Source organism: Leptolyngbya sp. FACHB-541 (genome assembly GCF_014695875.1).
Taxonomy (GTDB): Bacteria; Cyanobacteriota; Cyanobacteriia; order Elainellales; family Elainellaceae; genus JAAUTN01.
Map to the genome: position 1 here is coordinate 113,260 of NZ_JACJPC010000048.1, position 26,298 is coordinate 139,557.

Here is a 26,298-nt window from a genome sequence, read left to right on the forward strand (position 1 = left end):
GATTACTACAATTCCTAAAATTAACACTTTCTAATTCATCAGCTTCTAAACTTTTCATGCTAACTAAGTATTAATTTGCCAGAGTAAAATATGGGCCGATACCTTTATTAACCTATAGATTTAATGACATCTGAGAGTATGGTGGACATTGAATCAATACTGTAATGTTCTACGCATCTTGCTCTTGCTTGGTGTCCTCGATTGTTTGCCTCCTCCATATTTTGGAAAATGTACTGAATCTGCTCAGCAATCTGCTTGGGAGAGTCAGGTTCAACTAGATAGCCCGTGCCTCCTAGAATTTCAGCAATGTCCCCAACTCGAGTAGCTAGTACGGGTTTTGCCATTGCCATTCCATCCGTTAACTTCAGTGGAAATTGAGCCTGAGCCGCAGGTGTGTCACGTTGTGGAACAACCACAACATGAGCTGCAGCAATTACTTCAGGCATTGCTTGGTGAGGAATCTTAGGTAATTTAATAATCCAACGTCCCCATTTTTGGATCAGCTTATCATCGTAGTCATCATAGGGACTACCGCCTACAATAACTAGCCTTAAGTCTGGCTCATTCAAGTAATCAAGTGCCATCAAGACATCTTCAAGTCCTTTGTATGGACGAGGTGCCCCAGGAAACATCAAGACACGATAGTCTGCAAGATTTAAGCGAATTCGGCTGTTTTCGGGGTTGTGCTGTTGAGGGTCAAATAGTGAAGTATCTTTCCCGTTAGGAACGTATGTACCGCCAAAGCGCTTTTGAAGGAACTGAGTGTGGATGGTCACAGCATCTGCATAGTTGACAAAGTTTTCTATCCACTTCAAGTAGAGGGGATGATCGGGTTGTCTGAGTGCCCCATCAGATTTGAGGATGTCCCTAAAAAATTGTTTTGGTTGTGGTCGATATCTCCACTGTTCACCCCCGTACCAGCTCAACTCCCAGTCATCGATATCAAGAATAACTGGGCAGCGAGAGCGTAACTTTTTTAGCAAGGCTGTACCAAAACTAGTTGGCTTTGGTTTGATAGCGTAAACGATATCTCCACTGATTTTTGATAAAACTTGTTCCATTGAAGTGACAAATCCAGGATAGTTTTTGCCACAGACCGTAGTAATTGAAAACTCAGTGGAAACAACAGTGTCGGAGACATCTCCAAAAACGAAGCCTACAATCTCGACCTCATATCCAAGTTTTTGGAGGGCTTGAGCCAGTAGAAAAGTGCGAACAGCTCCACCCCATCTACCGGCTCCACTTTGAGATAAGTCACTAACAACCAGTGAAACTTTCGACTGCTTCATTACGTTGAGAATTCACTACTCTTAGATTCGGATTGAATGAGATAGCTATTTAAGTAAAGAACAGCCTGTATGAATTCCTTGAAGCTGAAGAATGGGTCGTAAAATAGCTAGTTTCTCCAAGTCCAAGTTCAATACGTAAAGCTGATGCTTACGTGAGTCTATTGTCGCTAGCGCAAGGACTCTTCCTCTCTTAGAACTGTTGACTACTAGCAGATTGCAAGTAAGGTAAAATTCAAGCTTGCTTCTGATATCCGACCATTCACTTGCCGTTTTTAGAGGGCTAATCTTGGACTCTAAAAAAAACTGATCTTATAGAAGTGATGGACTGTAGATTGAGTGGCGACAAACTCGATTGGAGCTATCACACTCTTTCTCAGAATTTATTCAACTCAGAAGCCTATTTTAGGCACCCACCGGATCATAATCCTGTAAGTATTGTTAGTCAACCAATTTCAGACGCCCCGTCTGAATGTAATCAAACGCCCGGTTAATCTGACGGCGTTCCTCTTCTGTGATTTCATTGTCTGACAAGATGGCGGAGGTAAGACGAAGATGATCTTGCCGGCTCATCTTGCCTGATGTAGTAATGCTGTTAACAAGTTGCCTAATGGTTAAGTTTGATCTAATCTGAACGGTCCACATCATGGAGTTTGTGCCCTAATTTAGTAGATGAGTCAGTTTTTCCCTGACTAGACTTTTAAGTGAGTCTAGAATCATTCTCTTTTCAAACAGTTAGCAGTTGGGCAAAGCTCCGATGAGAAATTAATGAAGAGTTGATGAAAGCCAAGCCAGCTTCGCAGCCACTTTTTCAATCAACTAGTAAAAGTAGTAGTTACTAGAAGCGTTCAGTTGAGTTTTGCGTTTTCTGCCGTTCAGAGTCTTGATTTTGCACAAAATCTCTAAGCTCAGAGGTAGGGCTTAAAAGCTTTTGATTCTAGGAGAGTAGATATGCACATTCATCAACTGGCTATGTTGCAGGACAACTACACGTTTTTGCTACATGACCCTAATAGTCGGATAGCTGCTGTGGTAGATCCAGCAGAAGCTAAGCCAGTACTGGATTGTTTAAACAATTTGAAGTCAGAGTTGGTGGCTATTCTAAACACCCACCATCACGAGGATCACGTTGGTGGAAATGTGCAGCTTCTCAACCAATTCCCTGATGCTGTCGTTTATGGAGGAGCGCATGATCGAGGCAGAATTCCTGGGCAGCAGGTGTTTTTGCAGGAGGGCGATCGCATTTCCTTCGCAGGGCAACAGGCTGAGATTTTCTTCGTTCCTGGACACACGAGAGCGCATATCGCCTACTATTTCCCACCCGAGACACCAGAAGCCCCTGGGGAGCTATTTTGTGGAGATACGCTGTTTTCTGGAGGCTGTGGCAGGCTATTTGAGGGAACACCGAGTCAAATGCTGAATTCCCTTGAGAAGTTGCGATCGCTCCCTGACAACACTCGTGTTTGGTGTGCTCACGAGTACACTCTGAAGAATCTACAGTTTGCTTTGATTGTAGATGGACAAAATCTAGATCTGCGACAGCGAATTGAGCAGGTTGAAAAGATGCGTAGTCGTTCAGAGGCAACAGTTCCCTCTACGTTAGGGGTAGAAAAGCTAACCAATCCCTTCCTGCGCTGGGATCAACCTGCTTTACAGTCCGCCGTGAAGAGTCAAGATGCTGTAAAAACCTTTGCTCGATTGAGAGGCATGAAAGATCAGTTCTAAAGACTCAACCTTGAGGGCTAATTATCCTTGCTGAAGCGTGGCTTGAGGGATTTATAGCAAATTTTTGCGGAATTTTAGTGGAGCTAGTAGCTTGCGATCGCTCCACTCGTTTCGTTAGGATAATGTGTCTGGCTAGAATCGATATAATTCGCAAGGCTGCTTCCTTTCAGGATGTACTTCTTCAGGAATGAGCTTGAAGGAAATTCTGGGCGATAGGTGATGGGCTGCTGTCGAATGCATCTAAGTGATTTGCACAGAGCAATTTCTTAGACAGTCTGTAATAGTGGCATTCTGGCTTTTGGTCGCTAATCAACTGAATTTCTCAGCCTGGTACGCACTGGCACGCACAAGTTAAAAATAAAAAAGATCATGGCGAAACGCATTCAACTAGTCCTAAATCAGGATGTCAGTAAACTCGGTAGGGCTGGCGACCTCGTGGAGGTGGCACCTGGATATGCTCGGAATTACTTGATCCCCACTGGAGCTGCAGTTCGCACAACTCCGGGCATCCTTAAGCAGGTAGAGCGGCGACGCGAGGCAGAGCGGCAAAGGCTTTTAGAATTGAAGAGTGAAGCCGAAACTCAAAAGACAGCGTTGGAAAAGGTCGGGCGCTTCACGATTCTCAAGCAGGTCGGTGAAAAGGATGCTATTTTTGGCACCGTGACTGATCGGGAATTAGCGGAAGTCATCCAGGAAACGACGGGTCAAGAGATCGATCGGCGTGGAATTACTGTTCCAGACATTCACAAAACTGGTTCTTATAAAGTAGATATCAAGCTGCATCCTGAAGTTACAGCAGTCGTTGAAATTCAGGTTTCGCCTCAGTAACTTGTAACTTGCTCTCCTTCCCAGGTTCGTTATCGTTATGGTTCAAGAGCTTAATTTTCAGGCTTATAGCGATCGCCTACCGCCTCAAAATATTGATGCAGAGGAGGCAATCCTGGGAGGGGTGCTGCTAGATCCAGAGGCGATCGGCCGAGTCGCAGAGCTTCTCCGCCCCGAAGCCTTCTACATCAGCGCCCATCAAGAAATTTATCGGTCTGCTCTAGCTCTTCATGGGCAGGGCAGACCTACTGATCTGATGAGTGTTACGAGTTGGCTGTACGATCACGGCGTACTAGATAAAATTGGTGGACAAAGCAGGCTGGCACAGCTCGTAGACCGGACGATTAGTGCAGTTAATATCGACCAATATGCTCAACTGGTTACTGATAAGTACCTGAGACGCAAATTGATTCAGGTCGGTGGCGAAGTTGCTCAATTAGGCTACGAAACTGGTACGCCACTAGAGAAAGTTCTAGACCAGTCAGAGCAAAAGATCTTTGGTATTACCCAGTCGCGTCCGCAACAAAGCCTCGTTGCAACTGCCGACATCCTGACCTCGACCTTCTCAGATATTGAAAGCCGCTCCCTTGGCATGGTGCTGCCAGGAATTCCATGTGGTTTTTACGATCTAGATGCTATGACTCAGGGGTTCCAGCGTTCTGATTTAATCATTGCGGCTGGTCGTCCCTCAATGGGAAAAACCTCTTTTGTTCTCAATATTGCGCGGAATATTGCTGCTTTTCACAAAATGCCTGTAGCCGTCTTCAGTTTGGAGATGTCAAAAGAGCAGCTAGTCTATCGTCTGCTTTCGAGTGAGGTAGAAATCGAAAGCGGCAGACTGCGGGCAGGTCGAATTAGTCAAAACGAATGGGAACCTTTGGGACACGCCATCAGTGCCTTGTCCCAGCTTCCTGTGTTCATTGACGATACGCCTAACATTTCGGTCACGGAAATGCGCTCAAAAGCTCGACGGCTTCAGGCGGAGCAAGGTGGAGCATTGGGCTTGATTCTGATTGACTACTTGCAGCTTATGGAAGGCAGCGGCAGCGAGAACCGGGTGCAGGAGTTGTCTAGGGTCACACGCGCGTTAAAAGGGTTGGCCCGTGAGCTAAGTGTTCCGGTCATCGCGCTGTCTCAGCTTAGTCGTGGGGTTGAATCCCGTACCAATAAGCGCCCAATGATGTCGGACCTGCGGGAAAGTGGCTCGATCGAGCAGGATGCTGACCTGATCATCATGCTTTACCGCGACGAGTACTACAATCCTGATACGCCTGATCGGGGAGTTGCTGAAATTATTATTACCAAACATCGAAATGGGCCGGTTGGCACTGTCAAACTGTTATTTGAACCTCAATTCACGCGATTTCGGAATTTGGCAGCGCCGAACCGTTCTTAGACAAAGCCTGCAAAAGTTGTAGTTTTCGAGTAGACTAATTGTTTGGGTGGTTTGTAGCGAACTGCGGCATCCAGTTTGGGTTGCTTCGCAGTTTTGACTTAGCTATTCCGACTCGCACCAAGAGGGAATCAGGACTGTGGCAAAGAAAGACGAGACAGAAGCGCAGGAGACATCTGCTGGCTTTAGTGTCAATAGTTTTTTACAAGGGACTAAGGAGGAGTTGGATAAAGTTGTTTGGCCTAGCCGCCAGCAGCTAATCAGCGAATCTTTGGCAGTCATCCTTATGGTGACGCTCTCTGCCAGCCTCATTTACTTTGTTGACAATTTCTTCAGTTGGGCTGCTGGAAAGGTATTTTAATGACTTTTGCATCAGACGAATCAGACAACGTGTTTTCACCCGAAGAAGAGGAAGGTGCCATTGAGCTTGAGCGATCGGCTCGTTGGTATGCCGTTCAGGTTGCTTCTGGCTGTGAAAAGCGAGTAAAGATGAACCTGGAACAACGGATCGAAACCCTGGATGTGGCAAACCGCATCGTCCAGATCGAAATTCCTCAAACGCCAATTCTGAAACCGCAGAAAGGCGGCAAGCCAAAGGAAACGGCGGAAAAAGTGTTTCCAGGCTATGTCTTGATCCGTATGGTGATGGATGATGATACCTGGCAGGTCGTTAAGAACACACCCAATGTGATTAACTTTGTTGGGGCTGAACAGAAGCGCCGCTATGGAAGAGGAAGAGGGCACGTCAAACCGATGCCTTTAGGTGCTTCAGAAGTAGAGCGAATCTTTAAGCAGGCTCAAGAGCAAAAACCAATTGTCAAAATTGACATGGCAGCGGGAGACAAAATCTTGGTGCTGTCTGGCCCTTTCAAAGATTTTGAAGGGGAAGTGATTGAAGTTAGCCCAGAGCGTAGTAAGCTCAAAGCCTTGCTCTCAATCTTTGGTCGAGATACACCCGTAGAGTTGGAATTCAATCAGGTTCAAAAACAGAGTTAGCAGGTCAATGGCAAAAAAGGTTGTTGCGGTCATTAAGTTAGCGATTACGGCAGGGAAGGCAAACCCTGCTCCTCCGATTGGTCCTGCGCTGGGTCAGCACGGGGTCAATATCATGATGTTTTGTAAGGAATACAACGCCCGAACTGCTGATCAGGTGGGTTTGGTTGTTCCCGTAGAGATCTCTGTCTTCGAAGATCGCAGTTTTACGTTCATTCTGAAGACTCCTCCTGCGTCTGTGTTAATTCGTAAGGCAGCGGGAATTGAGCGAGGTTCAGGTGAGCCCAATAAGAAGAAAGTAGGTTCTCTAACCCGAGCACAATTGCAAGAAATTGCTCAAGCCAAGATGCCTGACCTGAATGCAAATGACATTGAGGCGGCAATGAAGATTGTCGAAGGCACTGCTCGGAACATGGGCGTGACGATTAAGGAATAAAAGTTCACTGAGGTGAACTTGTTGAATGTAAACCTTAGTGGGGGAGAGTTAAGCTCGTTAGCACCCCAGGGATGGAAAGAATGACGAAGAAGTTATCGCGTCGATTACAGGAACTGCAGAAGAAGGTTGAGGATCGTCCTTATGAGCCTCTAGAAGCTTTGACATTGCTCAAGGAGACGGCGACTGCTAAGTTTCATGAGTCGGCTGAGGCCCACATTCGCTTGGGGATTGACCCAAAGTACACCGACCAGCAATTGCGGACTACTGTAGCGCTGCCTAAAGGAACCGGACAAACGATTCGGGTGGCGGTGATTGCTAGAGGTGAAAAGGTAACAGAGGCGACAAATTCTGGTGCTGATTTGTCTGGCTCTGAGGAACTGATTGATGAGATCCAGAAGGGCATGATGGATTTTGACGTACTGGTGGCAACGCCAGACATGATGCCTCAAGTCGCCAAGTTGGGTAGATTGTTAGGTCCTCGCGGTTTAATGCCTTCTCCAAAGGGTGGTACGGTAACGTTTGATGTGACGCAAGCGATCGCCGAATTCAAAGCCGGAAAACTAGAGTTCCGCGCCGACCGCACTGGAATTGTCCATGTCATGTTTGGCAAAGCCACCTTTACACCAGAAGACCTGCTAACCAACCTAAAAGCGCTGCAAGAGACGATCGACCGCAACCGTCCATCTGGTGCTAAAGGTCGCTACTGGAGATCTGTGTATGTGTCTGCCACAATGGGACCATCCATTCAGATTGATGTGAACGCTTTGCGCGATCTAAAATTAGGGGATGTGGCTTAGGCAATTCACGCTATTCTGGAAGCTAGGCCGTATCTTCTAGAATTGATTATTTTAGAAAAGCAAAGGTTTATTGCCCAATTCTTCAATTGAATAGTTAAAGCCAGAGACAGCAGGTGCTAGAAGCTTAATTGTCCTGCCGAGGTTTTTCCCAGTTTTTCGGTTTCTGAAACCTTTTTGTAGAGAGAGGGTTGCAGAAATCGAAAAGCTGCGAGAGCCCCGGTCAAATGTCCGGGGTTTTTGGTTTGTAAGGCTTTATCTAGGAAATTGGAAAGGGCAGCAAATTTGGTCGTTTGTACCCGATTCAGGAGGTGAGAGATGTATGGGTAGAACACTGGAGAATAAGCAGGCAATTGTAGCCGAACTCAAAGATGAGTTGAGCCAGTCTCAACTGGCGCTCGTCATTGACTACAAAGGGTTGTCTGTTGCTGAAATCACGGATTTGCGGAACCGACTGCGTCCTACAGGGACATCCTGTACGGTCACCAAAAATACGTTGATGCGATTCGCTGTAGATGGTGATGCGAGCTGGGAGCCGATTACGGAGTTCTGTAAAGAATCCTCTGCGTTCCTGCTGGTTAAGGATGATATTGGTGGAGCGATTAAAGCTTACCAGGATTTCCAAAAAGCCTCTAAGAAGACCACCATCCGTGGTGGAGTGATGGAGGGACGCGCCCTCAGCGAAGCCGATGTGAAGGCGATCGGAGATCTGCCATCGAAGGAACAACTGATGGGTCAAGTGGCTGGTGCGATCAACGCGGTTGCAACCAAGCTTGCTACAGGTATCAACGAAGTTCCTGCGTCTTTGGCTCGCGTTTTGCAAGCGGTTGCAGACAAGGACAAAGACCAAGACCAAGAAGCGGCTTAGTCATCCTTTAGGTTCTGAATATTCTTCAAAATTCAGGCTGTAAGAGCTCAAGCTAAACCTTTAGACCAAGATAGAAACTAAACATTGGAGTAATTCTATGTCTGCTACGACTGATGAGATTCTTGAGAAGCTTAAGTCGCTAACCTTACTAGAAGCGGCTGATCTAGTGAAGCAAATTGAAGAAGCCTTTGGTGTCACGGCTGCTGCCCCTATGGGTGGTTTTGCAATGGCAGCTCCGGCTGCTGCAGCTCCGGCTGAAGAGGTCGAAGAAAAGACCGAATTCGATGTAATTTTGGAAGAAGTCCCTGCGGATAAGAAGATTGCAATTCTTAAGGTGGTACGGACTTTGACAGGTCTAGGCTTGAAAGAAGCCAAGGATTTAGTCGAGGCTGCACCCAAGCCTGTGAAGGAAGCGATCGCTAAAGAAGCAGCGGAAGACGCTAAGAAGCAGATCGAAGAAGCAGGCGGCAAAGTTTCTATCAAGTAAGCTTGTTAGGACAATCTCCTGACCATTAATTAAGGGCGTTGTTCTCATTGAGAATGACGCCCTTAACTTTGTATTCAGCGAATATCTGTAAGGGCGTAGCATTCGGCAGGTAGACCTTGGAATAGATCTAAAGATTTTTGCCTGAATGCTACGCCCCTATTGCTGTGAGCGCTGAATTAGACTGTTGATCTCTTAATTGGATTGGCGATCGCTCCCACCAAAAATCTCGATAAGATTTCCGTCAGTAGGTCGACTGGTATCAAGTTCAGCACTCACAGGTGAGAAAAGTTGTCCTGAACCAAGCGGTCTGGGAACGTTTTGCTCTTCTGGTGTTTCAAATGCTTCGGGATTGATGATTGCAGCGACGACCAGCACTCCCAGTAAAGAAAAAATGCTGCCCCAGACTACGGAGCCTGCGATCGCCCAGGTTTTTTGGTGCGCCTTGAATGCTTCTACACTGGTCCATCTGCGACTTTTCCAAGCCCACTCATTGCCTTTTGTGCCCAACAAGCCTGCTGCTACCAGCCAACCGATGCCACCAGTAAAAGTGCCTGTCCAGGCTATCAACCCGATCCAAACCTGATTACTAAGGCACCAAAGTCCAGGCATCATAAACGCACCCCAGTTCCAACCCAGAATTTCATGGGGAACTTCTTTTGCAGACCAATCAGTTAGCCGAGCAGCAAGGGGGTTCCCGTTTGACTGCTCAGGCTGATGGATGGTTTGAGGCGTTTGAGCACTAATTATGGTAGCCGGAACAGGGCTGGGGGAATCAATAGACAAAGGTAAATCTTGATGGTTCTGATGGAAAGTTTGGGGCGGTAGGGTTGGTGGCACAGGTGAGCCTGAGTGAGTACTCACACTGCTCTTCAACGCAGTTAGCATTTCATCAGCCATCGCAAAGCGATCGCGTGGGTGATACTGAATTGCCTTGTCCAGCAGGTCAGCAAACGGAGAACTCACCTGAGCCGCATATTTCCGCCAGGTAATGTCTCCTGTGCGAGGGTCGAGATCTAGCTCCTGCGGAAACCGTGCAGTCAGCATGTAGATCATCGTTAACCCTAGACTGTACAGGTCGCTAGAATACATCGGTCGCCCTGCTGCCTGCTCAGAAGGCATAAAACCCGGTGTGCCAATCACGATCGAGCTAGCCGAGTTGCCCTGAGAATTGACAACGGTTCCCATGGTTTCTCGAACTGCTCCAAAGTCAATCAGAACGGGCTTTCCGTCTCGTTTGCGAAGAATAATGTTGTCGGGTTTGATGTCTCGGTGGACAATGCGCTGATCGTGAACATAAGTTAGGACAGGCAGAATATCGCGCAGAATTTGTTGGGCGATCGCCTCCGTCACGACACCCTCTGCCTGAACTTTGTCTCTCAGAGTTACGCCTTCAACCCATTCTTGAATCAGATAGAAAAGACCTTCTTCTGAAAAATAGGCATAGAGGCGAGGAATTTGGCTATTTCCATCACCCAACTCCTCCAAAATTGCTGCTTCTCGCTGAAACCGCTCCTGCACAAGCTGGTAAATTTCTGGATTATTGGCGATCGGCTTGAGCTGTTTGATCACACACTTTCGCCGAGAGGGCATCTGAATGTCTTCAGCCAGAAAAGTTGTGCCAAAGCCACCAGCCCCTAGTGTCTGGATGACTTGATAGCGGTTATTCAGGAGCGCTGGTGTCATGGATCTAGAAGTATAAATTACCCAACGATCACTTCAAATCGAGTAATCCACTTTCCTTAAGTTTGGGATTAAACCGGATTTGCATTTGCACCCCACGAGCTTCAAGCGCAGCTAAAAGTTGCTCTTCTACCCGTCGTGCTGCTTGCTTGAGCAGCTTGATTTGAGTTAATCCATCACCTGCCGCATAGCTTGCTTGTTCAGCGGCTGTCATTGTGGGCTTGGCATCAATCGGCTGATTCCATAAAGCCTCATCTGCACTGTTTCCTGAAGGCAACGTACCGTTTTCAGCAATCCAGGCGTCTCGGATTTCTTCCAAGACAGTACGGCTAGGACGCTCTATCGTCTGGACTTTTAGCCAATAGCAATGTTGCGGTTGCCGGACTAAATGCTGTTTAAGGCTGAGGTAGACATCACGGGAATAGCCGATAAATTGCAGAGTTTTCTCTTGGTCAAAGATGGCATATACGCCGACCTTGCCTTCAAACTGGTCGGTCAGTTGCCCGTTCTGGTCGATATAAGGAATGTAATCCAGGCTGTCCAGTGATGGAATGTTGGGAGTGGAAGTCATCTTTTTCGATAAATTGCACAGAGGCGACTGGGCTGAAAAATTTTTGCCTTAAACATGAAGTTGGGCGGCACGTTGATAATGGCGTAGTCTGGAGACTCGTGATATTTTTCGTATTCAACGGGCATCCCTTTGGGCGCAGCTTCGGTGTAAGGGATAGGTTGAAATAGCAGTTGGGTAAATTCGGGGCGATCGCACTTCACAGCCTGACCCACCTGTGCCAAAAAATTCTCCTGAGTCAACAGTTCAAACAAAGCTGCCTTCGCCTCTGGATCAAGCGTAAAGCTGCTGTCAAACTGATTCACAATTTTGAGTCGAGCCATAATCTAGCCAGCGTCATTGATATGAATTCAGCCTATGAGATTCTGAAGCGTCTGTCATTATGCAAAGATGACTCTGCGAGTTAAGAATTGTACGTGGGGAGATTGCTGTTGTGTCGATTGAGTTCGCTACCGCTGACGCTGATATTGCAAAGTGTTTTCCAGTTGTTGTTCAGCTTCGACCCCATCTGACCGAAACTGCCTTTGTGGAGCAAGTCAAGCGTCAGCAGGAGAATGGCTATCATCTGGTGTACTTGGAAGAAAATGGGGTGAAGGCGATCGCTGGATTCAGAATCCTAGAAATGTTAGCTAATGGGCGGTTTTTGTATGTCGATGATTTAGTCTCAGATGATTCAGAACGCTCTAAAGGGCACGGCAAGTCCTTGATGAATTGGCTGACTGACCATGCTAGATCTCAAAACTGCATCTCCCTCCAGCTTGACAGCGGCACACACCGCGTCAGAGCACATCGCTTTTACTTTCGCCAGGGAATGGCGATCACCTCTTTCCATTTCAGCCTCAAGTTAAACGACTAGCGATCGAGCTACCACTAGGTTTGAGCTTTGAAGAGAAAGAAGATACTACGCCGGGGTTTGATATTAAACTGAATGGCGTAGCGCGTATGAGACGTAGAACCCTTGTTAGACGAACAGGCTAAAAAAACAATATTGCGTAAGATTCCTCATGGACTTTATGTGTGCGGCGTGAAAGAGGGCGAAGAGGTAAACGGCTACACGGCTAGCTGGGTGATGCAGGCTTCTTTTCAGCCGCCGTTGGTCGTGAACTGCGTGAAGCAAGATTCTAAATCTCACGCCATGATCAAATCCAGCCAGGTTTTTGCACTGAGCGTCTTGGACGCGGGGCAAAAAGAGGTTGCTCAGAAATTCTTTAAACCTCAGCGTCGGGTTGGCAATAAGTTTGAAGACATTGAGTTTTACCTTGGTGAAGCAACAGGCTGTCCAATTATTTCTGACTCGCTCGGCTATGTAGAGTGTCGGGTGATTAGCGCAGTTGAGCATGGCGACCACACCGTTTTTGTGGGTGAAGTCATAGCTGCTGGCGTTCATCGCGAAGGTGATCCGCTGCTTTTAGAAAGCACAGGTTGGAATTACGGTGGGTGATCAAGTTTTATGCCATTGATTAAAGTTCAAACCTCTATTTCGGCTCCAGAGAAGTCTGAAGTTGAGACGTTGCTGAAAAGCCTCTCTAAGAGCCTGTCAAAACATTTGGGTAAACCAGAATCTTATGTGATGACCGCATTTGAACCCAATGTGTCGATGACTTTTGCAGGCACGACCGATCCCGTCTGCTACATCGAAGTGAAAAGTGTTGGGTCGATGAGTCCAACGCTAACTCAAGCGATGAGCCGAGATTTTTGCCAGCAGATTAATCAGGCGTTGGGAATTGCAAGCGATCGCACCTACATCGAATTCGCAGATGCCAAAGGCTACATGTGGGGCTGGAACGAGTCCACATTTGGCTAACCGAATCCTTCTACAACTACTGCAGGGGAAACCATGCTCAAGGCACTTTTGTTTGACCTGGATGGGACCATGGTTGACTCCGACCCCATCCACTTTCAGACTTGGCAGGAAGTTCTAAGGGAGTATGGGATCGAAATCGATAGTGAGTTCTACAGAGCCCGCTTCAGCGGCAAGCTCAATGTTCAAATCATCCAGGATTTGCTCCCTCAGCTTTCCCCTGAGGAGGGGCAAGAATTGGGCGATCGCAAGGAAGCCGAATTTCGCAAACGTGCTGAAACCTTACTGACTCCTTTGCCTGGGTTATTTGAACTGGTCGCTTGGGCAAAGGCTCAAGGGCTTAAACAAGGAGTGGTGACGAACGCTCCTAAAGAAAACGCTGAGTTCATGTTGCAAGTTTTGGGAATCAGAGATTCCTTTGCGGTAGTTGTGCTGGGGGACGACTTGCCCAAAGGGAAACCTGACCCCATGCCTTACCAGGTAGCAATGAATTTTCTGGAAACGTCGCCAGAAACTACGCTGGCATTTGAGGATTCTCCTTCAGGGATGTGTTCTGCTGTCAGCGCCGGAATTCCAACTATTGGGCTTGCCTCAACTCAATCTCCCCAGAAGCTTTATGAGTTGGGCGCAATGCTCGTAATTCCAGATTTTGTAGATTCACGGTTGCAAGATTTGCTGCGATCAGGGCAAAGCGCAATTCCGAAGGAACCGCCCCTCCCCTCCTCCAACTAATCTCTACACCCTACGCTTCTAAGCCTCATCCTTCGCCTTTTTTGAATGCCACCACTCCTTCACGGGCTGTGGTAACTTCACTGCGTATAGAGTTAGCACAATCGGCTCTCCAAAATATTCCTGCCCTAAAATCTCGACCGAGTAGGACGGCGAATTTTGGGTTGCAAGGTCAACTACAAAGCGTTTACCGATGCGTCGCCAACTAGGTTCCTTCCCCTGCCACTGGAGGCGACAGCAGGGCCACGGAAGTTCCTCCCGATCAAACAAACGACAGCAGGGACCGACGACCCGATAAGTAAAATGGGAGCCAAAACTTTGAAAAGTTTGTCCCGGTTGGAGAGGATGCTGGGTAGCGTGCAACGGAACTCAACCTCCCACGTCACAGTAAAGCAGTTTTCTAAGCCTATTATGTGACTTGTCCTGAAAACTTGCGAAGAGTTGAGGGGAAAGGCAATGGAACTGTTTGACAAATTCCCGCAGTTAGAAACCGAAAACCTGATTTTGCGGCAAATTCAACTGTCCGACGCAGAAGCCGTTTTTCAGATCTTTTCAGATGCCAGCGTGACAAAGTATCACGATCTAGATACTGCGACGAGGCTTGATCAGGCACAGTTTTTGATTAATTGTCGAGCAGAGCTCTTTAAGAGCGGACAGAGAATTCGTTGGGGCATCGCCTGTAAGACAAATGACGTGATTATCGGGTCATGTGGCTACAGTTCTTGGGTCAAAAACTCCTTTCGTGCAGAGATTGGCTACGAACTTGCCAAAATCCACTGGCAAAAAGGCATTATGACAGAAGCTTTGAGAGCCATGATCAATTTTGGCTTTCAAGAGATGGGGCTTAACCGCATTGAAGCAAGGGTAATGCTAGAAAACATAGCCTCAATCAGGCTATTGGAGAAGCTAGGTTTTGAGGAAGAAGGAATACTGCGAGAACATGGTTACTGGAAAGGAAGCTTCCATGACCTGAAGCTATTTTCAATCTTGAAGAAGAGTTGGTCGTCGAGACAGCAAGAATAGACTTCCTACGTGAATGGTAGCGCGGCTTCGCCGCGCTACCATTCACGCTTCAAAAAGTGATTCATGCAGAAGGTCTAATGAAAGTAGATAAAAACTTGGGGTGAGACAAACTTAGCCTGCCTCACCCCAAGTTTTACCTGACCAGTCAACTGAACCTATGCCGGATAAATCCGCAGACGACGGTTTGGCTCTTCACCGAAGCTGGAAGATTTGAGACGATAGTGTTCGACTAGCTCATGCTGCATCTTGCGGACTTTGGCAGAACGAGGCAACAGTTCTACGGGTTGCCCTCTGGGAATGACAATCTGCTCCACAGCAAGCCGAGCTTCTTCCAGCGCCTCAATTTCATCTTCATCACCACTGCGATAAAACAGATTGAGGTTCACCGGTTCGTTACTACCCGGATCATCCAGATTTAGCATTCGCTGGAGTGCCCGAACAATCTGCGGCATACTATTGGACTTGACTGTATGAACCGCTATCTGGTGAGCTTTTGCCGCATGACGCAGCTTGGAGTGATTTTTGACGTGCGATCGCATTGCCAATACTGCATCTGCACTATCTAAATCCTTCGTCAACACAACCGGCAAGTTTAGCGTTTGAATCGCCTGATCAAGGAGTTGACGGCTCACTGCATAGGGGTAGATGTGCAAGGGCAAATCTTCGCCGTTTGGACCTGCAGGAGGCAAATCTTCAAAGGCGTTAGCATCTCTTGGGTCTCTAAATGAGCGATCCAGAGATTCATTCAGCAGTTGGTCAAAGTCCTGCTGCTCCAGGTATGCCTGCTGCAAAGGCTCCGCTGATGAACGACTCTTTAATTCATTGCGACTATAGGATGGCAAAGGTGTCATTTGCCCAGAGCTTCGCCATCCCGTTCGCTGAGAAGATTCTCTGCTACCGCCGCGTGACTCAGTTAGAGAAAGCCCACGCGCCTGACCAAAGCTACCGCTGCGGGGTTCGCCCATGGCGCTGCGTGATCGCCTCGACATTGAGCCTACCGAATCACTAGATAGTTCGTGCGTAATCACGACTTTGCCCGTTTCGCTCACCGTCCTGACTTGCGGATTGGGTTGCCGTCCTCGCAGCAGACTGTCTACCGTCTCAGAAACTTCTTCATGAACAACCCACTTTTGCCGCTCCAGCATCTCAACAGCAATATCGAAAGTCGGAGGAGCTTTACGTTCCAAAACGCTCTTCTGGCTGCCTCTACGCCTTGCCTCATCATCACCCAGCGTTACCGACTGAATTCCTCCTACTAAGTCGGACAGGGTTGGGTTCTTGATCAGGTTCTCAATCTGATTACCGTGAGCCGTGCCAACTAACTGAACGCCTCGCTCAGCAATAGTACGAGCTGCCAAAGCTTCTAATTCAGTGCCAATCTCGTCAATTACAATGACTTCTGGCATGTGGTTTTCGACTGCCTCAATCATCACCTGATGCTGAAGCTCCGGTCGAGCTACCTGCATTCGTCTCGCTCGACCAATTGCTGGGTGGGGAATATCACCGTCTCCAGCAATTTCGTTTGAGGTGTCGATGATTACGACTCGCTTGTTCAGTTCATCAGCCAGAACTCGCGCAATTTCGCGCAGAGCCGTCGTTTTTCCAACGCCAGGACGACCCAACATGAGAATCGATCGCCCCGTTTCTACCAGGTCACGAATCATCCCGATTGTGCCATAGACCGCTCGTCCCACCCGGCAGGTTAGTCCAATGACTTCACCTGCCCGATTTCGCATCGCACTGATCCGGTGAAGCGTCCGTTCAATTCCGGCTCGGTTGTCGCCGCTAAACATCCCGACACGGTCCACACAATAGCTTAGGTCTACAGCTGAGACTGGAACATCAGAAAGATATTCTGCCTGACCCAAAAATCGAGCTTCTGGACGGCGACCTAAATCTAAGACAACTTCGATCAGCTTTTCTCGCTGGGGATGCTGCTCTAAATGCAGGCGAATCTCGCCAGGTAAAATTTCTAGCAGTCGGTCAAGGTCGTCTGTAATCTGCATCGCTGTAGGAACACTCTGATCTGCGGCAATCTCAGAATCAATCGGCTGTTCAGAGGAGTTGTTACCGTTGAGCGTCATGAGTAAATGGCTTTAAAGGTGTTAAATGACCAGCAGGAAGTTCAAGGAAAGAAATTTGACGAAATGCCGAGCCGTAATAGGGCACTGCATCAGGTCAGCTTATCCGGTTTGCTTAGGAATGGTTTGCTTTAGCCTCATAGGTGATTTGATTTGAGAAACAAGAGAATCAGCAAGTCCAACGGCTTTGTGTAGCAAATCCGGATGAACCTCTAGACGAGTGGAATTTGATCTAGGAATCCATGAAGTCATAGTGTCAGCTCTATGAAATCCATTGGGAAAATTCCTAGAAAAATTTATAGTAACTGATGAATCTTCCGTGCTGTGTTGCGCTAGCTGATCCAAAACAGGAGCTAAAAGGGTGCGGGCATAGCTACCATAGGCAATTCCAGCAACCCTGTAGGGCGGTTGCGCTGTAGTATCAACGGGCTGTGAGACACCTGCTGTCAAGACGGAAGCGTTCTCTACACAGGTGTCTGAGTAATTAATGTCCTGATTGATCACTACATTGCGCTGGTTTGCCAACGCTGTACGTTCCCCTAATAAGCCTTGTTTTACTAGCTTAGAAACCGTATAACTATTTGTTCCTCCCGCTAATTGCACATATCCCGGTAACTTGGCTGCTAGAACCTTTTGTCCTAGCCTGATGGTGGCACGAGTGGCACCATCACCAATATCACCGCTCATCGGTCTACCGTCTGTTTGCCAAACCAGTGGGCAGGGCAAGGGTGAGATCAGCTCATACAGTGCCCAGAGGTAGTCAATCAGCCCCTCTCCGTCGGGACAGCTAATTGCAATTAGTTTGAGCTGGTCAAGCGAAGGAGCGATCGCCTGCCAAAGCCGCTTAAAGTCTGCCAAACGCCCTACCTGCGTATGAATTTCAACTGCATCCACTCCGGTTAGCACTAGAGGCGCGATCGCTGCTGGTGTGAACACATAGGAGCGAGTCGAAATCTGCTGAATCGGACACACCGTTAAGCAGCGACCGCAGCCGTAGCAAAGATCGTCAATTACGCCTGAAAAATTATTGTGGCTATGGTTGAAGGCGATCGCCTCAGCAGGGCAGATCGATTCACAGGGTCGAGTGCAGTCCGCTGGACATTTCGCAGCATCAAACTCAGCCTTGCGAAAATGCGGATCTTCGCCATCATTCAAACTCACCATCAGCCAGGGCAAGCTGTTAAACTTAAACGCCTCAGAACCAGCGGCGGCTAAACGACTCGCTGCCCACATTGCCTCTCGCGCAGCAGTGATGACAGCCGGATCTGCGGCAACATCAACACAATCAGCACCAGCAAGCGTATAGGCCAGGGTGAGATTGCGTACAGCAGGGAGGTGTTGAAAGCTGGCTCCACAAATGAGTTTGAACCAGTTGCCCTCCCTTAAAGATCGTAAGGGACGGTACAAATCAGTCACCCTTACATGCTAATGGGTTACTCGAAAAATGACGAGGGATCAATCTGCGGTCAGTCTACTACAAAGATTGAATACTGAGACGTATTACAAGCTGCACGTATTACAAATTGCTGAAATACTTTTCCATAAAGGGCGATCTGCTCGGTTTAAACCAAGTGCGGAGACGCAGCAGTGCTGCATCTCCGCAGAGTTGAATATGTTTCCTGACTATTTCTCACCCTTCTCCTGAACCTATAATCTCGAACCGTAAGGTATGAGCCCTCTCAATAAAAAGCCTTTAGCCTACTGTAGGTGGATTGGGATTATCAGGATTGGTTGGATCAGGGAGATTTTGAGCGCCTTCTGCCTTTTGCCTAGTGCCACCAGCATCAAGACGATTGGGAAAGCTCGGACGAGGAGGAACGTATTTTTTGTTACTCATGAGTAGATGCCTGAATTGAGATATCTCAATCCTAGTTGGCATTCTGAGATTTTCTGGAGTCAGCTTAATACAACGTCCTATTTACCCTAAGCTGCAACCAGAGTTTCCTTTAATGGCTTCCAGGTAAAGCTGCGATCGCCTCCCAATTCAATCGCTACCTTGATCCGGGGCTCATAGCTGGGCAGCGCAGCCAAAAATTCCAACTCTTGCTGCGAAAGAATCCCTCCGTCCAAAAACCACAATGCCAAACCTTTAGAACCTGGTGGTAGCTGTTCCAACTGATACCCTGCAACAGGAGGAACATAGTATCTCGCACCAACCGCTGCTCCGCGTCCTGTATCTTTCTTGCCTAAATGGGGTGGACGAACTCCATGAACATCTAACAAATATGCAGAGAGATCGCCTAGCCCACGCGCATTGATGGTTAGCAATCCATATCCTGCTGCTCTGAGACGACGCTGATATCGCCCTTCATACCCTCCCTCCAGTGGAATGTACAGCCCCAAAGCGCCCGCTTTTTCTAAATCACGGATAAACTGCTTGCCTGTTGTAATCAACGCCATAAGCTTTGCGTCCTCACTGCCCAGAAGTTTCAAGAGGGTCTAAGTATCTCCGTTAGCGATCTCATTATAAATGTGGATATGTAAGCAGCGATCGCCCCCTTGGCGCAGGATTGATTCAATTCACCTTATCCACCGATAGCAATTCCTAATTCCTAGTGGCATCACAGCCATAAATTACGCCACAATAGGGTCATTCAGGAATTCACAGGCAATTAAAAACTAGAGTAAGAATTTGCTAGACAAGTTCGTTTTAATTGTCTATGATATTTAATTGTCGCCGAAATTAGGGTTTATGGATTTCACGGGACAAAGGTAATGAACTAGAGTTCACTGCTAATCGTCCCTTGGCTGCTAAGCCTCTTGATTGGGAGAAACTTTTCAGATTCTCCTGCTTCCGAAAAGCCTGCTCGTAATAGTAGAGACAGCGCGGTTCAGATCAAGAGTTGCAGGCGAAACCCGTAGGATACTGAACGGATGTCTGTTTAAGTCCTGGCGAAGTGAGAAAGTGCAGCGTTGAGCAGTTCGCTGAAAGCGAGTGTTCCCTGCGATCTCTAGACTGCCTAAGCCGCTACTTTCGTAGAGCCTGAAGTGACTGCTGTAATCACAACAGCAAAGCTTTGGGGTGGTTTTTGCGAAAAATCTGTTGAAGTTTGATGGGCTAGCGAGGCGATCGCAGTTCCAAGATTTTTGCAGTGTTCAAAACAAGGGAGACTCGTTACTGTGTCTGTTGGTATCCTCGGCACTAAGCTTGGCATGACCCAAGTATTTGATGAAGTAGGGAAAGCGATCCCTGTGACTGTTGTGCAGGCTGGCCCATGCACCATCACCCAGATTAAAACTGCTCAGACAGATGGCTATGCAGCCATTCAGGTTGGTTATGGAGAAGTAGCAGCTAAAGCGCTTAACAGACCAGAATTGGGTCATTTAACCAAGTCTGAAGCCCCTCCTCTGCGTCACCTCCATGAGTATCGGTTGGACAACGTCGCCGAGTTCCAACTGGGACAGCAAATTACTGCTGATACATTCGTGTCAGGGCAAATCGTGGACGTGATTGGCACTAGCATCGGTCGTGGTTTCGCTGGTTATCAGAAGCGGCACAACTTCAAACGTGGACCCATGGCGCACGGTTCTAAGAACCATCGCCTACCAGGTTCAACCGGCGCAGGTACTACACCTGGGCGCGTCTATCCGGGTAAGAGGATGGCGGGTCGTTTAGGCGGTAGCCGAGTCACAGTTCGTAAGCTTACTGTGGTGCGTGTCGATGCCGAGCGCAATCTATTGCTCATCAAAGGCGCTGTTCCAGGCAAGCCCGGAGCCTTGTTAAATATTGTTCCTGCCAAGCAAGTAGGAAATTCATAAATCCGAGTTTTTAGCTGTGAGTTCTGGCGTTTCTCAATTTGAAAACCTGTCGCTCAAAGCTGATTAATTCCAAGGCTCATCAGTCGGAGGGAAAAATATGGTTGATTGTATAGTTCGAGATTGGCAAGGCGAAGAGGTTGGACAAGCCTCCTTAGAGTTGAAAGTTGCGAGTGAAGCGAGTGCTTCTCACATTGTGCATCGAGCTGTTGTACGGCAATTGGCCAATGCTCGGCAAGGCACTGCCTCAACAAAGACTCGCGCAGAAGTGAGCGGTGGAGGTCGCAAGCCTTGGCGACAAAAAGGTACAGGACGTGCTCGTGCAGGTTCTAACCGCTCTCCGCTATGGCGGGGGGGTGGCGTAATCTTTGGACCCAAGCCCAGAGACTACAGCACCAAAATGAACCGCAAAGAGCGCAGACTAGCTTTGCGGACAGCTTTCCAGAGCCGTGTTGGAGACCTGGTTATCGTTCAAGACTTTGCTGATCAGTTGCCTCGCCCTAAGACGAAAGAGTTGACGCAGGCGATCGCCCGTTGGGGAATTGATCCTACCGCTAAAATTCTGCTGATTCTTTCAGAGAGAGATGAGACGGTTTACCTTTCAGCTCGAAATATTGTCAACCTTAAGCTGATTTCTGCTAGCAGTCTTAATGTCTATGACCTGCTAGACGCAGACAAAATTTTGGCAACTGCGTCTGCTCTTGCAAAAATTCAGGAGGTTTACGGTGACTAAGTTTGACTCCCGTGCGCTAGCAGACCTGGTGCGTCGCCCGATTGTGACTGAGAAAGCAACCTTGCTATTGGAGAACAACCAGTACACATTCGAGGTTGATCCCCGCGCAACTAAGACAGAAATCAAGTCTGCGATCGAACAACTTTTCGAGGTCGAAGTCGTACAAATCAATACTCAAAATCCGCCTCGCAAGAAGCGGCGCATGGGTCGATTTGTAGGATTCCGTTCCAGCTACAAGCGGGCAGTCGTGACCCTCGCCCCCGGAGATTCGATCACGTTGTTCCCCGAAGTTTAGTGCCTATACTAATCTCCGCCAACTGAATGCCGTCTAGCAGTGCAACCAAATTTGAGTTATGGGTATTCGTTACTATCGACCATATACACCTGGCACCCGCGAACGCACAGTTTCGGAATTTTCCGAAATTACCAAAACTGAGCCAGAAAAATCTCTAACCCGTTCGGTACATCGTCCTAAAGGCCGGAACAATCGTGGTGTAATCACGACTCGTCATCGAGGCGGTGGGCACAAGCGCCTTTACCGAATCATTGATTTTTACCGCAACAAGCACAACATCCCAGCGAAAGTAGCAGCGATTGAATACGATCCCAATCGCAACGCTCGAATTGCTTTGGTCTATTACCAGGATGGTGAGAAGCGATATATTATCCATCCCCTTGGATTGGCTGTTGGCGCCACTATCATTTCTGGACCAGATGCCCCTTTTGAAGTGGGTAATGCGCTTCCCCTGGGCAACATTCCTCTAGGAACTGCTGTTCATAATGTGGAGTTAGTTCCTGGTAAAGGTGGGCAGATTGTCCGAGCAGCGGGTGCTTCAGCTCAAGTTGTCGCTAAAGAAGGTAATTTTGTAACCCTCAGACTGCCTTCTACTGAAGTTCGCCTGGTTCGACGCGAATGTTACGCAACCATTGGACAGGTGGGTAATACTGATTCTCGCAACGTCAGCCTTGGTAAGGCGGGTCGTAAGCGCTGGAAAGGTCGCCGTCCAGAGGTTCGCGGTAGTGTAATGAACCCTGTGGATCACCCTCATGGTGGTGGTGAAGGTCGTGCTCCGATTGGTCGTAGTGGACCGGTTACTCCTTGGGGTAAGCCAGCTTTGGGTTATAAGACTCGCAAGAAGAAGAAAATTAGTGATGCTTTGATTGTGCGTCGTCGCCGTCGTTCCTCTAAGAGAGGTCGTGGCGGTCGGGATGCATAAGCTGGCTGGCAATCTGCCAACCCTAAACCTGAGCGCTCAAATTCTGTTAAGCGATAGTTACTTCATTAGGTTGACCCAGCTATGTCTCGCTCTCTGAAAAAAGGCCCGTTCGTAGCAGATCATCTGCTCTCAAAAATTGAAGCCCTCAATGCAAAGGGCGACAAGCAAGTGATCAAAACCTGGTCACGCGCATCAACCGTTTTGCCCCAGATGATTGGGCACACGATCGCCGTTCACAATGGGCGTCAACATGTTCCGGTCTACGTAACGGAGCAAATGGTAGGACACAAATTGGGAGAATTTGCCCCAACTCGCACCTTCCGAGGTCACGCCAAAAGTGACAAGAAGGCCCGTCGCTAAAAGTCGTTAGCTGCCAGCAAATGGCAGTCAGCCACCGCTGGAGTTAAGGACTGTAGGAGAAAATCATGGCTATCACCGCTGCTGAAGAAGTTAAAGCTGTTGCTCGATATATTCGGATGTCACCTCACAAGGTGCGTCGGGTCTTAGACCAAATTCGTGGACGTTCCTACCGGGAAGCTCTGATTATCCTGGAGTTTATGCCCTATAGAGCCTGTGAGCCTGTTCTCAAGGTTCTTCGCTCGGCTGTGGCGAACGCAGAACATAATGTGGGACACACCCCTGCTGACCTGATTGTTAGCCAAGCCTACGCAGATCAAGGCCCTGTGCTCAAGCGCTTTCGCCCTCGGGCACAAGGGCGGGCCTATCAGATTCGGAAGCCGACTTGCCATATCACTATTGCGGTTGCTCCCGGAGCAGAAGAGGAATAGCCAGGTATTTATATCTGTTCTGTAAATATTGCTCTTATCTAACTAACCCTTTTACTGCTTACATTTCAGAGGACGAGTCGTGGGACAAAAGATACATCCAGTTGGCTTCCGCCTCGGCATCACTCAAGAACATCGTTCTCGATGGTTTGCCGACTCTGGGCGATATCCAGACCTGTTACAGGAAGACTACAAAATCCGTAACTACATCGCTACAGATAAAAATCTCAGCAACGCTGGGATTTCCGAAGTACGTGTTGAGCGGAAAGCTGACCAAATCGATTTAGAGGTTAGAACAGCTAGACCAGGCGTTGTAGTGGGTCGAGGTGGTGCAGGCATTGAAAACTTGCGTGCCGGACTTCAGAAAGAATTGGGAAGTAGCGATCGCCAAATTCGCATCAATGTTGTAGAAGTAGCCCGTGTCGACGCAGACGCAGGACTTATTGCTGAATATATTGCTCAGCAGCTAGAGCGCCGAGTCTCTTTCCGCCGAGTGGTTAGACAAGCCATTCAACGGGCACAGCGGGCCGGAGTTCAAGGGATAAAAGTTCAGGTCAGTGGTCGCTTGAACGGCGCAGAAATTGCGCGGACAGAATACACCCGCGAGGGTAAGGTGCCGCTACATACACTCCGGGCAGACATTGACTACTCCTACCGAACAGCTCAAACCATTTATGGTGTATTGGGCATCAAGGTTTGGGTATTCAAAGGAGAAATTATTCCAGGAGAAGAAGAACCTGCTACTCCCGGAAATGTTCAGCCCCGTCGCCGCCAGCAGCAGCAGCAGCGTCGCCGTCAACAGTTTGAAGATCGTTCAAATGAGGGGTAAGGCGAGTCATGTTAAGTCCTAGAAGAACTAAATTTCGGAAGCAGCATCGGGGCCGGATGCGAGGGTTGGCCAACCGGGGCAATGACTTGAACTTTGGTGATTTTGCCCTTCAAGCACTCGAACCCTCCTGGATCACTGCCCGTCAGATCGAAGCTAGCCGACGAGCAATGACGCGATATATTCGCCGGGGTGGAAAAATTTGGATTCGTGTCTTTCCAGACAAGCCGGTAACCATGCGCCCAGCTGAAACCCGAATGGGATCAGGTAAGGGAAACCCAGAGTTTTGGGTTGCAGTGGTTAAGCCAGGTCGGATTCTGTTTGAAATCGCTGGCGTTCCGGAGGCGACTGCGCGTGAGGCGATGCGCCTTGCTGCCTTTAAACTGCCTATCAAAACGAAGTTCATTACGCGCGAAGCGGAGGAAGTATAAGCCATGCCTCTGCCCAAGATTGAGGAAATTAGGGATCTGAGTGATCAAGAACTCAGCGATCAAATCGTAGAAACCAAAAAGCAGCTGTTTGAGTTGCGGTTTCAAAAAGCTACTCGACAGTTAGAGAAGCCTCATCAGTTTAAGCATATGCGCCATCGTCTCGCTCAACTGATGACGTTGGAGAGAGAGCGTCAGTTAGCAGCTTCTATTAAACAGACATCCGGTTCTGGGGCTGCATCTTCAGATTCAAAATCGGATGCAGAAGAGGAGTAGGTTTCAATGGCAGTCAAAGAGAGAGTTGGCTTAGTTGTCAGCAACAAAATGGACAAAACGGTGGTGGTGGCTGTGGAAAACCGCGCCCCTCATCCCAAGTACCGCAAAATTATGGTTCGCACCAAGCGGTACAAAGCGCATGACGAAGAAAATAAATGTCAAGAGGGCGATCGCGTTCGTATTCAGGAAACCCGCCCCCTTAGTCGGACTAAGCGCTGGGTTGTAACTGACATCATTAGCACCGCCCCCAAAGTTTAACCGCGGAGATTCACCATGATTCAACAAGAGTCTTACCTTAACGTGGCAGATAACAGCGGTGCTCGCAAGCTGATGTGCATTCGAGTTCTAGGTGGCAACCGTCGCTATGCTGGCGTAGGCGATGTCATCATCGCTGTTGTCAAAGATGCGATCCCAAACATGGCGATCAAAAAGTCGGACGTAGTGCGAGCCGTTGTGGTTCGTACTCGCAAAGGGCTACGTCGCGACAGCGGCATGAGCATTCGCTTTGACGATAATGCAGCTGTCATCATTAATGCCGAGGGCAACCCTAGAGGAACTCGTGTATTTGGGCCTGTAGCCCGCGAGCTGCGCGACAAAAACTTCACCAAGATTGTTTCTCTAGCTCCGGAGGTGCTGTGATGCCAAAAGCTAAGCAACCCAAAGTTGGATACAAAATGCACGTCAAGAAGGGAGACACCGTTCAGGTAATCTCCGGAAAGGAGAAGGGCACAGTTGGTGAAGTCTTGCAGACTTTTCCAAAACTGAGCAAGGTCATCGTCAAAGGGGTCAACATCAAGACCAAGCACGTTAAGCCTCAGCAAGAGGGAGAGTCAGGTCAGATTACGACGACTGAGGGTCCGATTCACAGCTCAAACGTGATGCTTTATTCGACCAAACAGAAAGTAGCGAGTCGTATCTGTTACACCTACAACTCTGATGGACGCAAGGTTCGGATGTTAAAGAAGACCGGCGAAATTCTTGACTAAGTAGTTCATCAAGCAGCAATCCTGACAAAGCCCAGGAAGCATCAAGGATAAAAAATATGGCAGAAAAGCTCAAAGTTACTTATCGAGAAAAAATTGTTCCAAAGCTGATGGAACAGTTTCAGTACGAAAACGTTCATCAAGTTCCTAAGCTTGTTAAGGTCACTGTTAACCGAGGGTTAGGGGAAGCTGCTCAAAATGCGAAAGCATTAGAAGCATCCTTGAATGAGATTGCGATGATCACAGGGCAAAAGCCTGTTGTTACTCGTGCGAAAAAGGCGATCGCAGGCTTCAAAATCCGTAAGGGAATGCCCGTAGGTATTATGGTTACCTTGCGTTCAGACCGAATGTACGCATTTCTGGAACGGTTGATCAATTTGTCCCTACCCCGAATCCGGGACTTTCGTGGAATTAGCCCTAAGAGCTTCGATGGTCGTGGTAACTACACTTTGGGTCTGCGAGAACAGCTCATTTTTCCTGAAGTGGAGTACGACAGAATTGACCAGATTCGCGGGATGGATATTTCAATCATCACCACTGCAAACACCGACGAAGAGGGCCGCGCTTTGCTGAAAGAAATCGGTATGCCCTTTCGAGACAATTGA

The 26,298-nt window shown here is 48.3% G+C and carries 37 protein-coding genes and 1 other annotated feature; of the genes, 27 read left to right on the plus strand and 10 right to left on the minus strand.

The features are described from left to right. Window positions 1-107: 107 nt before the first annotated feature. Together H6G00_RS09165 and H6G00_RS09170 are read right to left on the minus strand one after the other, a co-directional pair. On the minus strand, window positions 108-1,289 hold the full coding sequence (locus H6G00_RS09165) for a glycosyltransferase (protein ID WP_190796517.1): 1,182 nt from the start codon (window positions 1,287-1,289) through the stop codon (window positions 108-110). Between the two features lie 438 nt (window positions 1,290-1,727). Beyond that, on the minus strand, window positions 1,728-1,934 hold the full coding sequence (locus tag H6G00_RS09170) for a hypothetical protein (RefSeq protein WP_190796518.1): 207 nt from the start codon (window positions 1,932-1,934) through the stop codon (window positions 1,728-1,730). 303 nt (window positions 1,935-2,237) lie between these two features. Between H6G00_RS09170 and gloB the strand changes: the two genes are divergently transcribed. The 9 genes from gloB (at window position 2,238) to rplL (ending at window position 8,807) form a co-directional block, all read left to right on the plus strand. Further along, window positions 2,238-3,011 (plus strand): hydroxyacylglutathione hydrolase, encoded by a 774-nt coding sequence (gene gloB, locus H6G00_RS09175; protein WP_190796519.1) that lies wholly within the window; start codon window positions 2,238-2,240, stop codon window positions 3,009-3,011. Window positions 3,012-3,380: 369 nt separating this feature from the next. Beyond that, a complete protein-coding gene (rplI, locus tag H6G00_RS09180; protein WP_190684623.1) occupies window positions 3,381-3,839 on the plus strand; it encodes a 50S ribosomal protein L9 in 459 nt (152 codons plus the stop codon). A 37-nt stretch (window positions 3,840-3,876) separates the two neighbouring features. Beyond that, window positions 3,877-5,232 carry a replicative DNA helicase gene (dnaB, locus tag H6G00_RS09185; protein WP_190796520.1) on the plus strand — a complete coding sequence of 452 codons (1,356 nt, stop codon included), beginning with the start codon at window positions 3,877-3,879 and terminating at the stop codon, window positions 5,230-5,232. Between the two features lie 136 nt (window positions 5,233-5,368). After that, complete coding sequence (secE, locus tag H6G00_RS09190) at window positions 5,369-5,590, plus strand: preprotein translocase subunit SecE (RefSeq protein ID WP_190641748.1); 222 nt, start codon at window positions 5,369-5,371, stop codon at window positions 5,588-5,590. Continuing rightward, window positions 5,590-6,225 (plus strand): transcription termination/antitermination protein NusG, encoded by a 636-nt coding sequence (gene nusG / locus H6G00_RS09195; protein ID WP_190641747.1) that lies wholly within the window; start codon window positions 5,590-5,592, stop codon window positions 6,223-6,225. The genes secE and nusG overlap by 1 nt, the downstream gene beginning before the upstream one ends. A 7-nt stretch (window positions 6,226-6,232) precedes the next feature. Then, a complete protein-coding gene (gene rplK / locus H6G00_RS09200) occupies window positions 6,233-6,658 on the plus strand; it encodes a 50S ribosomal protein L11 (protein WP_190641746.1) in 426 nt (141 codons plus the stop codon). Between the two features lie 80 nt (window positions 6,659-6,738). Beyond that, window positions 6,739-7,455: a 50S ribosomal protein L1 gene (gene rplA, locus H6G00_RS09205; protein WP_190796521.1), complete on the plus strand. Its 717-nt coding sequence runs from the start codon at window positions 6,739-6,741 to the stop codon at window positions 7,453-7,455. Between the two features lie 82 nt (window positions 7,456-7,537). Then, window positions 7,538-7,704: a sequence feature (ribosomal protein L10 leader region), on the plus strand. A 70-nt stretch (window positions 7,705-7,774) separates the two neighbouring features. Continuing rightward, complete coding sequence (gene rplJ / locus H6G00_RS09210; protein WP_190641744.1) at window positions 7,775-8,320, plus strand: 50S ribosomal protein L10; 546 nt, start codon at window positions 7,775-7,777, stop codon at window positions 8,318-8,320. A 97-nt stretch (window positions 8,321-8,417) separates the two neighbouring features. Continuing rightward, window positions 8,418-8,807, plus strand: a complete 390-nt coding sequence (gene rplL / locus H6G00_RS09215; RefSeq protein ID WP_190641743.1) for a 50S ribosomal protein L7/L12 — start codon at window positions 8,418-8,420, stop codon at window positions 8,805-8,807. 192 nt (window positions 8,808-8,999) lie between these two features. Here rplL and H6G00_RS09220 read toward each other — a convergent pair whose 3' ends face one another. From H6G00_RS09220 to H6G00_RS09230, 3 genes are read right to left on the minus strand one after another with little or no spacing between them, the layout of a single operon-like run. After that, window positions 9,000-10,490, minus strand: coding sequence for a serine/threonine-protein kinase (locus tag H6G00_RS09220; RefSeq protein ID WP_190796522.1), 1,491 nt, complete (start codon window positions 10,488-10,490; stop codon window positions 9,000-9,002). Between the two features lie 28 nt (window positions 10,491-10,518). Then, window positions 10,519-11,058 (minus strand): GIY-YIG nuclease family protein, encoded by a 540-nt coding sequence (locus H6G00_RS09225; RefSeq protein ID WP_190796523.1) that lies wholly within the window; start codon window positions 11,056-11,058, stop codon window positions 10,519-10,521. Continuing rightward, window positions 11,055-11,378, minus strand: coding sequence for a hypothetical protein (locus H6G00_RS09230; RefSeq protein WP_190796524.1), 324 nt, complete (start codon window positions 11,376-11,378; stop codon window positions 11,055-11,057). Before H6G00_RS09230 ends, H6G00_RS09225 begins: the two co-directional genes overlap by 4 nt. A 110-nt stretch (window positions 11,379-11,488) precedes the next feature. Here H6G00_RS09230 and H6G00_RS09235 point away from each other — a divergent pair, with 110 nt between their 5' ends. The 4 genes from H6G00_RS09235 (at window position 11,489) to H6G00_RS09250 (ending at window position 13,588) form a co-directional block, all read left to right on the plus strand. Further along, on the plus strand, window positions 11,489-11,911 hold the full coding sequence (locus H6G00_RS09235) for a GNAT family N-acetyltransferase (protein WP_190796525.1): 423 nt from the start codon (window positions 11,489-11,491) through the stop codon (window positions 11,909-11,911). Window positions 11,912-12,013: 102 nt separating this feature from the next. Continuing rightward, window positions 12,014-12,496 carry a flavin reductase family protein gene (locus H6G00_RS09240; RefSeq protein ID WP_190682589.1) on the plus strand — a complete coding sequence of 161 codons (483 nt, stop codon included), beginning with the start codon at window positions 12,014-12,016 and terminating at the stop codon, window positions 12,494-12,496. Window positions 12,497-12,505: 9 nt separating this feature from the next. Beyond that, on the plus strand, window positions 12,506-12,859 hold the full coding sequence (locus H6G00_RS09245; RefSeq protein ID WP_190682593.1) for a phenylpyruvate tautomerase MIF-related protein: 354 nt from the start codon (window positions 12,506-12,508) through the stop codon (window positions 12,857-12,859). Window positions 12,860-12,892: 33 nt separating this feature from the next. Beyond that, on the plus strand, window positions 12,893-13,588 hold the full coding sequence (locus tag H6G00_RS09250; RefSeq protein WP_190796526.1) for an HAD family phosphatase: 696 nt from the start codon (window positions 12,893-12,895) through the stop codon (window positions 13,586-13,588). A gap of 18 nt (window positions 13,589-13,606) precedes the next feature. Here H6G00_RS09250 and H6G00_RS09255 read toward each other — a convergent pair whose 3' ends face one another. Beyond that, a complete protein-coding gene (locus H6G00_RS09255) occupies window positions 13,607-13,948 on the minus strand; it encodes a hypothetical protein (RefSeq protein ID WP_190682598.1) in 342 nt (113 codons plus the stop codon). 93 nt (window positions 13,949-14,041) lie between these two features. On the opposite strand from H6G00_RS09255, the gene H6G00_RS09260 reads away from it, so the two are divergent. Continuing rightward, window positions 14,042-14,608: a GNAT family protein gene (locus H6G00_RS09260; protein ID WP_190796527.1), complete on the plus strand. Its 567-nt coding sequence runs from the start codon at window positions 14,042-14,044 to the stop codon at window positions 14,606-14,608. 155 nt (window positions 14,609-14,763) lie between these two features. Here the strand turns inward: H6G00_RS09260 and H6G00_RS09265 are convergent, their stop codons facing one another. The 4 genes from H6G00_RS09265 to H6G00_RS09280 all read right to left on the minus strand — a co-directional run bounded on the left by H6G00_RS09265 (window position 14,764) and on the right by H6G00_RS09280 (window position 19,089). Then, window positions 14,764-16,614, minus strand: a complete 1,851-nt coding sequence (locus tag H6G00_RS09265; RefSeq protein WP_190641869.1) for a R3H domain-containing nucleic acid-binding protein — start codon at window positions 16,612-16,614, stop codon at window positions 14,764-14,766. Between the two features lie 177 nt (window positions 16,615-16,791). Then, complete coding sequence (locus H6G00_RS09270; protein ID WP_190796528.1) at window positions 16,792-18,105, minus strand: LdpA C-terminal domain-containing domain; 1,314 nt, start codon at window positions 18,103-18,105, stop codon at window positions 16,792-16,794. Window positions 18,106-18,382: 277 nt separating this feature from the next. Next, window positions 18,383-18,526, minus strand: coding sequence for a hypothetical protein (locus H6G00_RS09275; protein ID WP_190796529.1), 144 nt, complete (start codon window positions 18,524-18,526; stop codon window positions 18,383-18,385). Window positions 18,527-18,612: 86 nt separating this feature from the next. Then, window positions 18,613-19,089 (minus strand): NAD(P)H-quinone oxidoreductase subunit N, encoded by a 477-nt coding sequence (locus H6G00_RS09280; protein WP_190641731.1) that lies wholly within the window; start codon window positions 19,087-19,089, stop codon window positions 18,613-18,615. Window positions 19,090-19,809: 720 nt separating this feature from the next. On the opposite strand from H6G00_RS09280, the gene rplC reads away from it, so the two are divergent. From rplC to rplE, 13 genes are all read left to right on the plus strand, one after another. Next, on the plus strand, window positions 19,810-20,448 hold the full coding sequence (gene rplC / locus H6G00_RS09285) for a 50S ribosomal protein L3 (RefSeq protein ID WP_190796530.1): 639 nt from the start codon (window positions 19,810-19,812) through the stop codon (window positions 20,446-20,448). 97 nt (window positions 20,449-20,545) lie between these two features. After that, window positions 20,546-21,178, plus strand: coding sequence for a 50S ribosomal protein L4 (gene rplD, locus H6G00_RS09290; RefSeq protein ID WP_190641729.1), 633 nt, complete (start codon window positions 20,546-20,548; stop codon window positions 21,176-21,178). Continuing rightward, complete coding sequence (locus tag H6G00_RS09295) at window positions 21,171-21,473, plus strand: 50S ribosomal protein L23 (RefSeq protein WP_190641728.1); 303 nt, start codon at window positions 21,171-21,173, stop codon at window positions 21,471-21,473. Before rplD ends, H6G00_RS09295 begins: the two co-directional genes overlap by 8 nt. Before the next feature lie 58 nt (window positions 21,474-21,531). After that, window positions 21,532-22,395: a 50S ribosomal protein L2 gene (gene rplB, locus H6G00_RS09300; RefSeq protein ID WP_190680096.1), complete on the plus strand. Its 864-nt coding sequence runs from the start codon at window positions 21,532-21,534 to the stop codon at window positions 22,393-22,395. Window positions 22,396-22,476: 81 nt separating this feature from the next. Next, window positions 22,477-22,755: a 30S ribosomal protein S19 gene (rpsS, locus tag H6G00_RS09305; protein ID WP_190641726.1), complete on the plus strand. Its 279-nt coding sequence runs from the start codon at window positions 22,477-22,479 to the stop codon at window positions 22,753-22,755. A 65-nt stretch (window positions 22,756-22,820) separates the two neighbouring features. Next, window positions 22,821-23,183 carry a 50S ribosomal protein L22 gene (gene rplV, locus H6G00_RS09310; protein WP_190641725.1) on the plus strand — a complete coding sequence of 121 codons (363 nt, stop codon included), beginning with the start codon at window positions 22,821-22,823 and terminating at the stop codon, window positions 23,181-23,183. Window positions 23,184-23,262: 79 nt separating this feature from the next. Then, the gene (gene rpsC, locus H6G00_RS09315; protein ID WP_190641724.1) at window positions 23,263-24,009 is read left to right on the plus strand and encodes a 30S ribosomal protein S3; all 747 of its coding nucleotides are present in this window, start codon (window positions 23,263-23,265) and stop codon (window positions 24,007-24,009) included. An 8-nt stretch (window positions 24,010-24,017) separates the two neighbouring features. Continuing rightward, window positions 24,018-24,437 carry a 50S ribosomal protein L16 gene (rplP, locus tag H6G00_RS09320; RefSeq protein WP_190680094.1) on the plus strand — a complete coding sequence of 140 codons (420 nt, stop codon included), beginning with the start codon at window positions 24,018-24,020 and terminating at the stop codon, window positions 24,435-24,437. A 3-nt stretch (window positions 24,438-24,440) separates the two neighbouring features. Next, entirely contained in the window at window positions 24,441-24,710 is a 270-nt protein-coding gene (gene rpmC / locus H6G00_RS09325; protein ID WP_190680093.1) for a 50S ribosomal protein L29, read from the plus strand. Window positions 24,711-24,716: 6 nt separating this feature from the next. Beyond that, window positions 24,717-24,968 (plus strand): 30S ribosomal protein S17, encoded by a 252-nt coding sequence (gene rpsQ, locus H6G00_RS09330; RefSeq protein ID WP_190641721.1) that lies wholly within the window; start codon window positions 24,717-24,719, stop codon window positions 24,966-24,968. Between the two features lie 15 nt (window positions 24,969-24,983). Beyond that, a complete protein-coding gene (gene rplN / locus H6G00_RS09335; RefSeq protein ID WP_190641720.1) occupies window positions 24,984-25,349 on the plus strand; it encodes a 50S ribosomal protein L14 in 366 nt (121 codons plus the stop codon). Further along, complete coding sequence (gene rplX / locus H6G00_RS09340; protein ID WP_242042198.1) at window positions 25,349-25,696, plus strand: 50S ribosomal protein L24; 348 nt, start codon at window positions 25,349-25,351, stop codon at window positions 25,694-25,696. The genes rplN and rplX overlap by 1 nt, the downstream gene beginning before the upstream one ends. Window positions 25,697-25,752: 56 nt before the next feature. Next, complete coding sequence (gene rplE, locus H6G00_RS09345; RefSeq protein ID WP_190641719.1) at window positions 25,753-26,298, plus strand: 50S ribosomal protein L5; 546 nt, start codon at window positions 25,753-25,755, stop codon at window positions 26,296-26,298.

Excerpts from the sequence above, each read along its gene's own strand:
- rplA (WP_190796521.1), top strand. The coding sequence starts at position 6,739 with ATGACGAAGAAGTTATCGCGTCGATTACAGGAACTGCAGAAGAAGGTT.
- H6G00_RS09230 (WP_190796524.1), bottom strand. The coding sequence starts at position 11,378 with ATGGCTCGACTCAAAATTGTGAATCAGTTTGACAGCAGCTTTACGCTT.
- rplN (WP_190641720.1), top strand. The coding sequence starts at position 24,984 with ATGATTCAACAAGAGTCTTACCTTAACGTGGCAGATAACAGCGGTGCT.
- H6G00_RS09250 (WP_190796526.1), top strand. The coding sequence starts at position 12,893 with ATGCTCAAGGCACTTTTGTTTGACCTGGATGGGACCATGGTTGACTCC.
- rplL (WP_190641743.1), top strand. The coding sequence starts at position 8,418 with ATGTCTGCTACGACTGATGAGATTCTTGAGAAGCTTAAGTCGCTAACC.
- nusG (WP_190641747.1), top strand. The coding sequence starts at position 5,590 with ATGACTTTTGCATCAGACGAATCAGACAACGTGTTTTCACCCGAAGAA.
- H6G00_RS09220 (WP_190796522.1), bottom strand. The coding sequence starts at position 10,490 with ATGACACCAGCGCTCCTGAATAACCGCTATCAAGTCATCCAGACACTA.
- rplJ (WP_190641744.1), top strand. The coding sequence starts at position 7,775 with ATGGGTAGAACACTGGAGAATAAGCAGGCAATTGTAGCCGAACTCAAA.
- H6G00_RS09280 (WP_190641731.1), bottom strand. The coding sequence starts at position 19,089 with ATGGCGTTGATTACAACAGGCAAGCAGTTTATCCGTGATTTAGAAAAA.
- H6G00_RS09225 (WP_190796523.1), bottom strand. The coding sequence starts at position 11,058 with ATGACTTCCACTCCCAACATTCCATCACTGGACAGCCTGGATTACATT.
- rplX (WP_242042198.1), top strand. The coding sequence starts at position 25,349 with ATGCCAAAAGCTAAGCAACCCAAAGTTGGATACAAAATGCACGTCAAG.
- dnaB (WP_190796520.1), top strand. The coding sequence starts at position 3,877 with ATGGTTCAAGAGCTTAATTTTCAGGCTTATAGCGATCGCCTACCGCCT.
- H6G00_RS09265 (WP_190641869.1), bottom strand. The coding sequence starts at position 16,614 with ATGCAGATTACAGACGACCTTGACCGACTGCTAGAAATTTTACCTGGC.
- rplP (WP_190680094.1), top strand. The coding sequence starts at position 24,018 with ATGTTAAGTCCTAGAAGAACTAAATTTCGGAAGCAGCATCGGGGCCGG.
- rpsQ (WP_190641721.1), top strand. The coding sequence starts at position 24,717 with ATGGCAGTCAAAGAGAGAGTTGGCTTAGTTGTCAGCAACAAAATGGAC.
- rpsS (WP_190641726.1), top strand. The coding sequence starts at position 22,477 with ATGTCTCGCTCTCTGAAAAAAGGCCCGTTCGTAGCAGATCATCTGCTC.
- H6G00_RS09165 (WP_190796517.1), bottom strand. The coding sequence starts at position 1,289 with ATGAAGCAGTCGAAAGTTTCACTGGTTGTTAGTGACTTATCTCAAAGT.
- rplV (WP_190641725.1), top strand. The coding sequence starts at position 22,821 with ATGGCTATCACCGCTGCTGAAGAAGTTAAAGCTGTTGCTCGATATATT.
- rplE (WP_190641719.1), top strand. The coding sequence starts at position 25,753 with ATGGCAGAAAAGCTCAAAGTTACTTATCGAGAAAAAATTGTTCCAAAG.
- rplI (WP_190684623.1), top strand. The coding sequence starts at position 3,381 with ATGGCGAAACGCATTCAACTAGTCCTAAATCAGGATGTCAGTAAACTC.
- H6G00_RS09245 (WP_190682593.1), top strand. The coding sequence starts at position 12,506 with ATGCCATTGATTAAAGTTCAAACCTCTATTTCGGCTCCAGAGAAGTCT.
- H6G00_RS09170 (WP_190796518.1), bottom strand. The coding sequence starts at position 1,934 with ATGATGTGGACCGTTCAGATTAGATCAAACTTAACCATTAGGCAACTT.
- H6G00_RS09275 (WP_190796529.1), bottom strand. The coding sequence starts at position 18,526 with ATGAGTAACAAAAAATACGTTCCTCCTCGTCCGAGCTTTCCCAATCGT.
- rplB (WP_190680096.1), top strand. The coding sequence starts at position 21,532 with ATGGGTATTCGTTACTATCGACCATATACACCTGGCACCCGCGAACGC.
- rplD (WP_190641729.1), top strand. The coding sequence starts at position 20,546 with ATGGTTGATTGTATAGTTCGAGATTGGCAAGGCGAAGAGGTTGGACAA.
- rpmC (WP_190680093.1), top strand. The coding sequence starts at position 24,441 with ATGCCTCTGCCCAAGATTGAGGAAATTAGGGATCTGAGTGATCAAGAA.
- rplK (WP_190641746.1), top strand. The coding sequence starts at position 6,233 with ATGGCAAAAAAGGTTGTTGCGGTCATTAAGTTAGCGATTACGGCAGGG.
- H6G00_RS09260 (WP_190796527.1), top strand. The coding sequence starts at position 14,042 with ATGGAACTGTTTGACAAATTCCCGCAGTTAGAAACCGAAAACCTGATT.
- gloB (WP_190796519.1), top strand. The coding sequence starts at position 2,238 with ATGCACATTCATCAACTGGCTATGTTGCAGGACAACTACACGTTTTTG.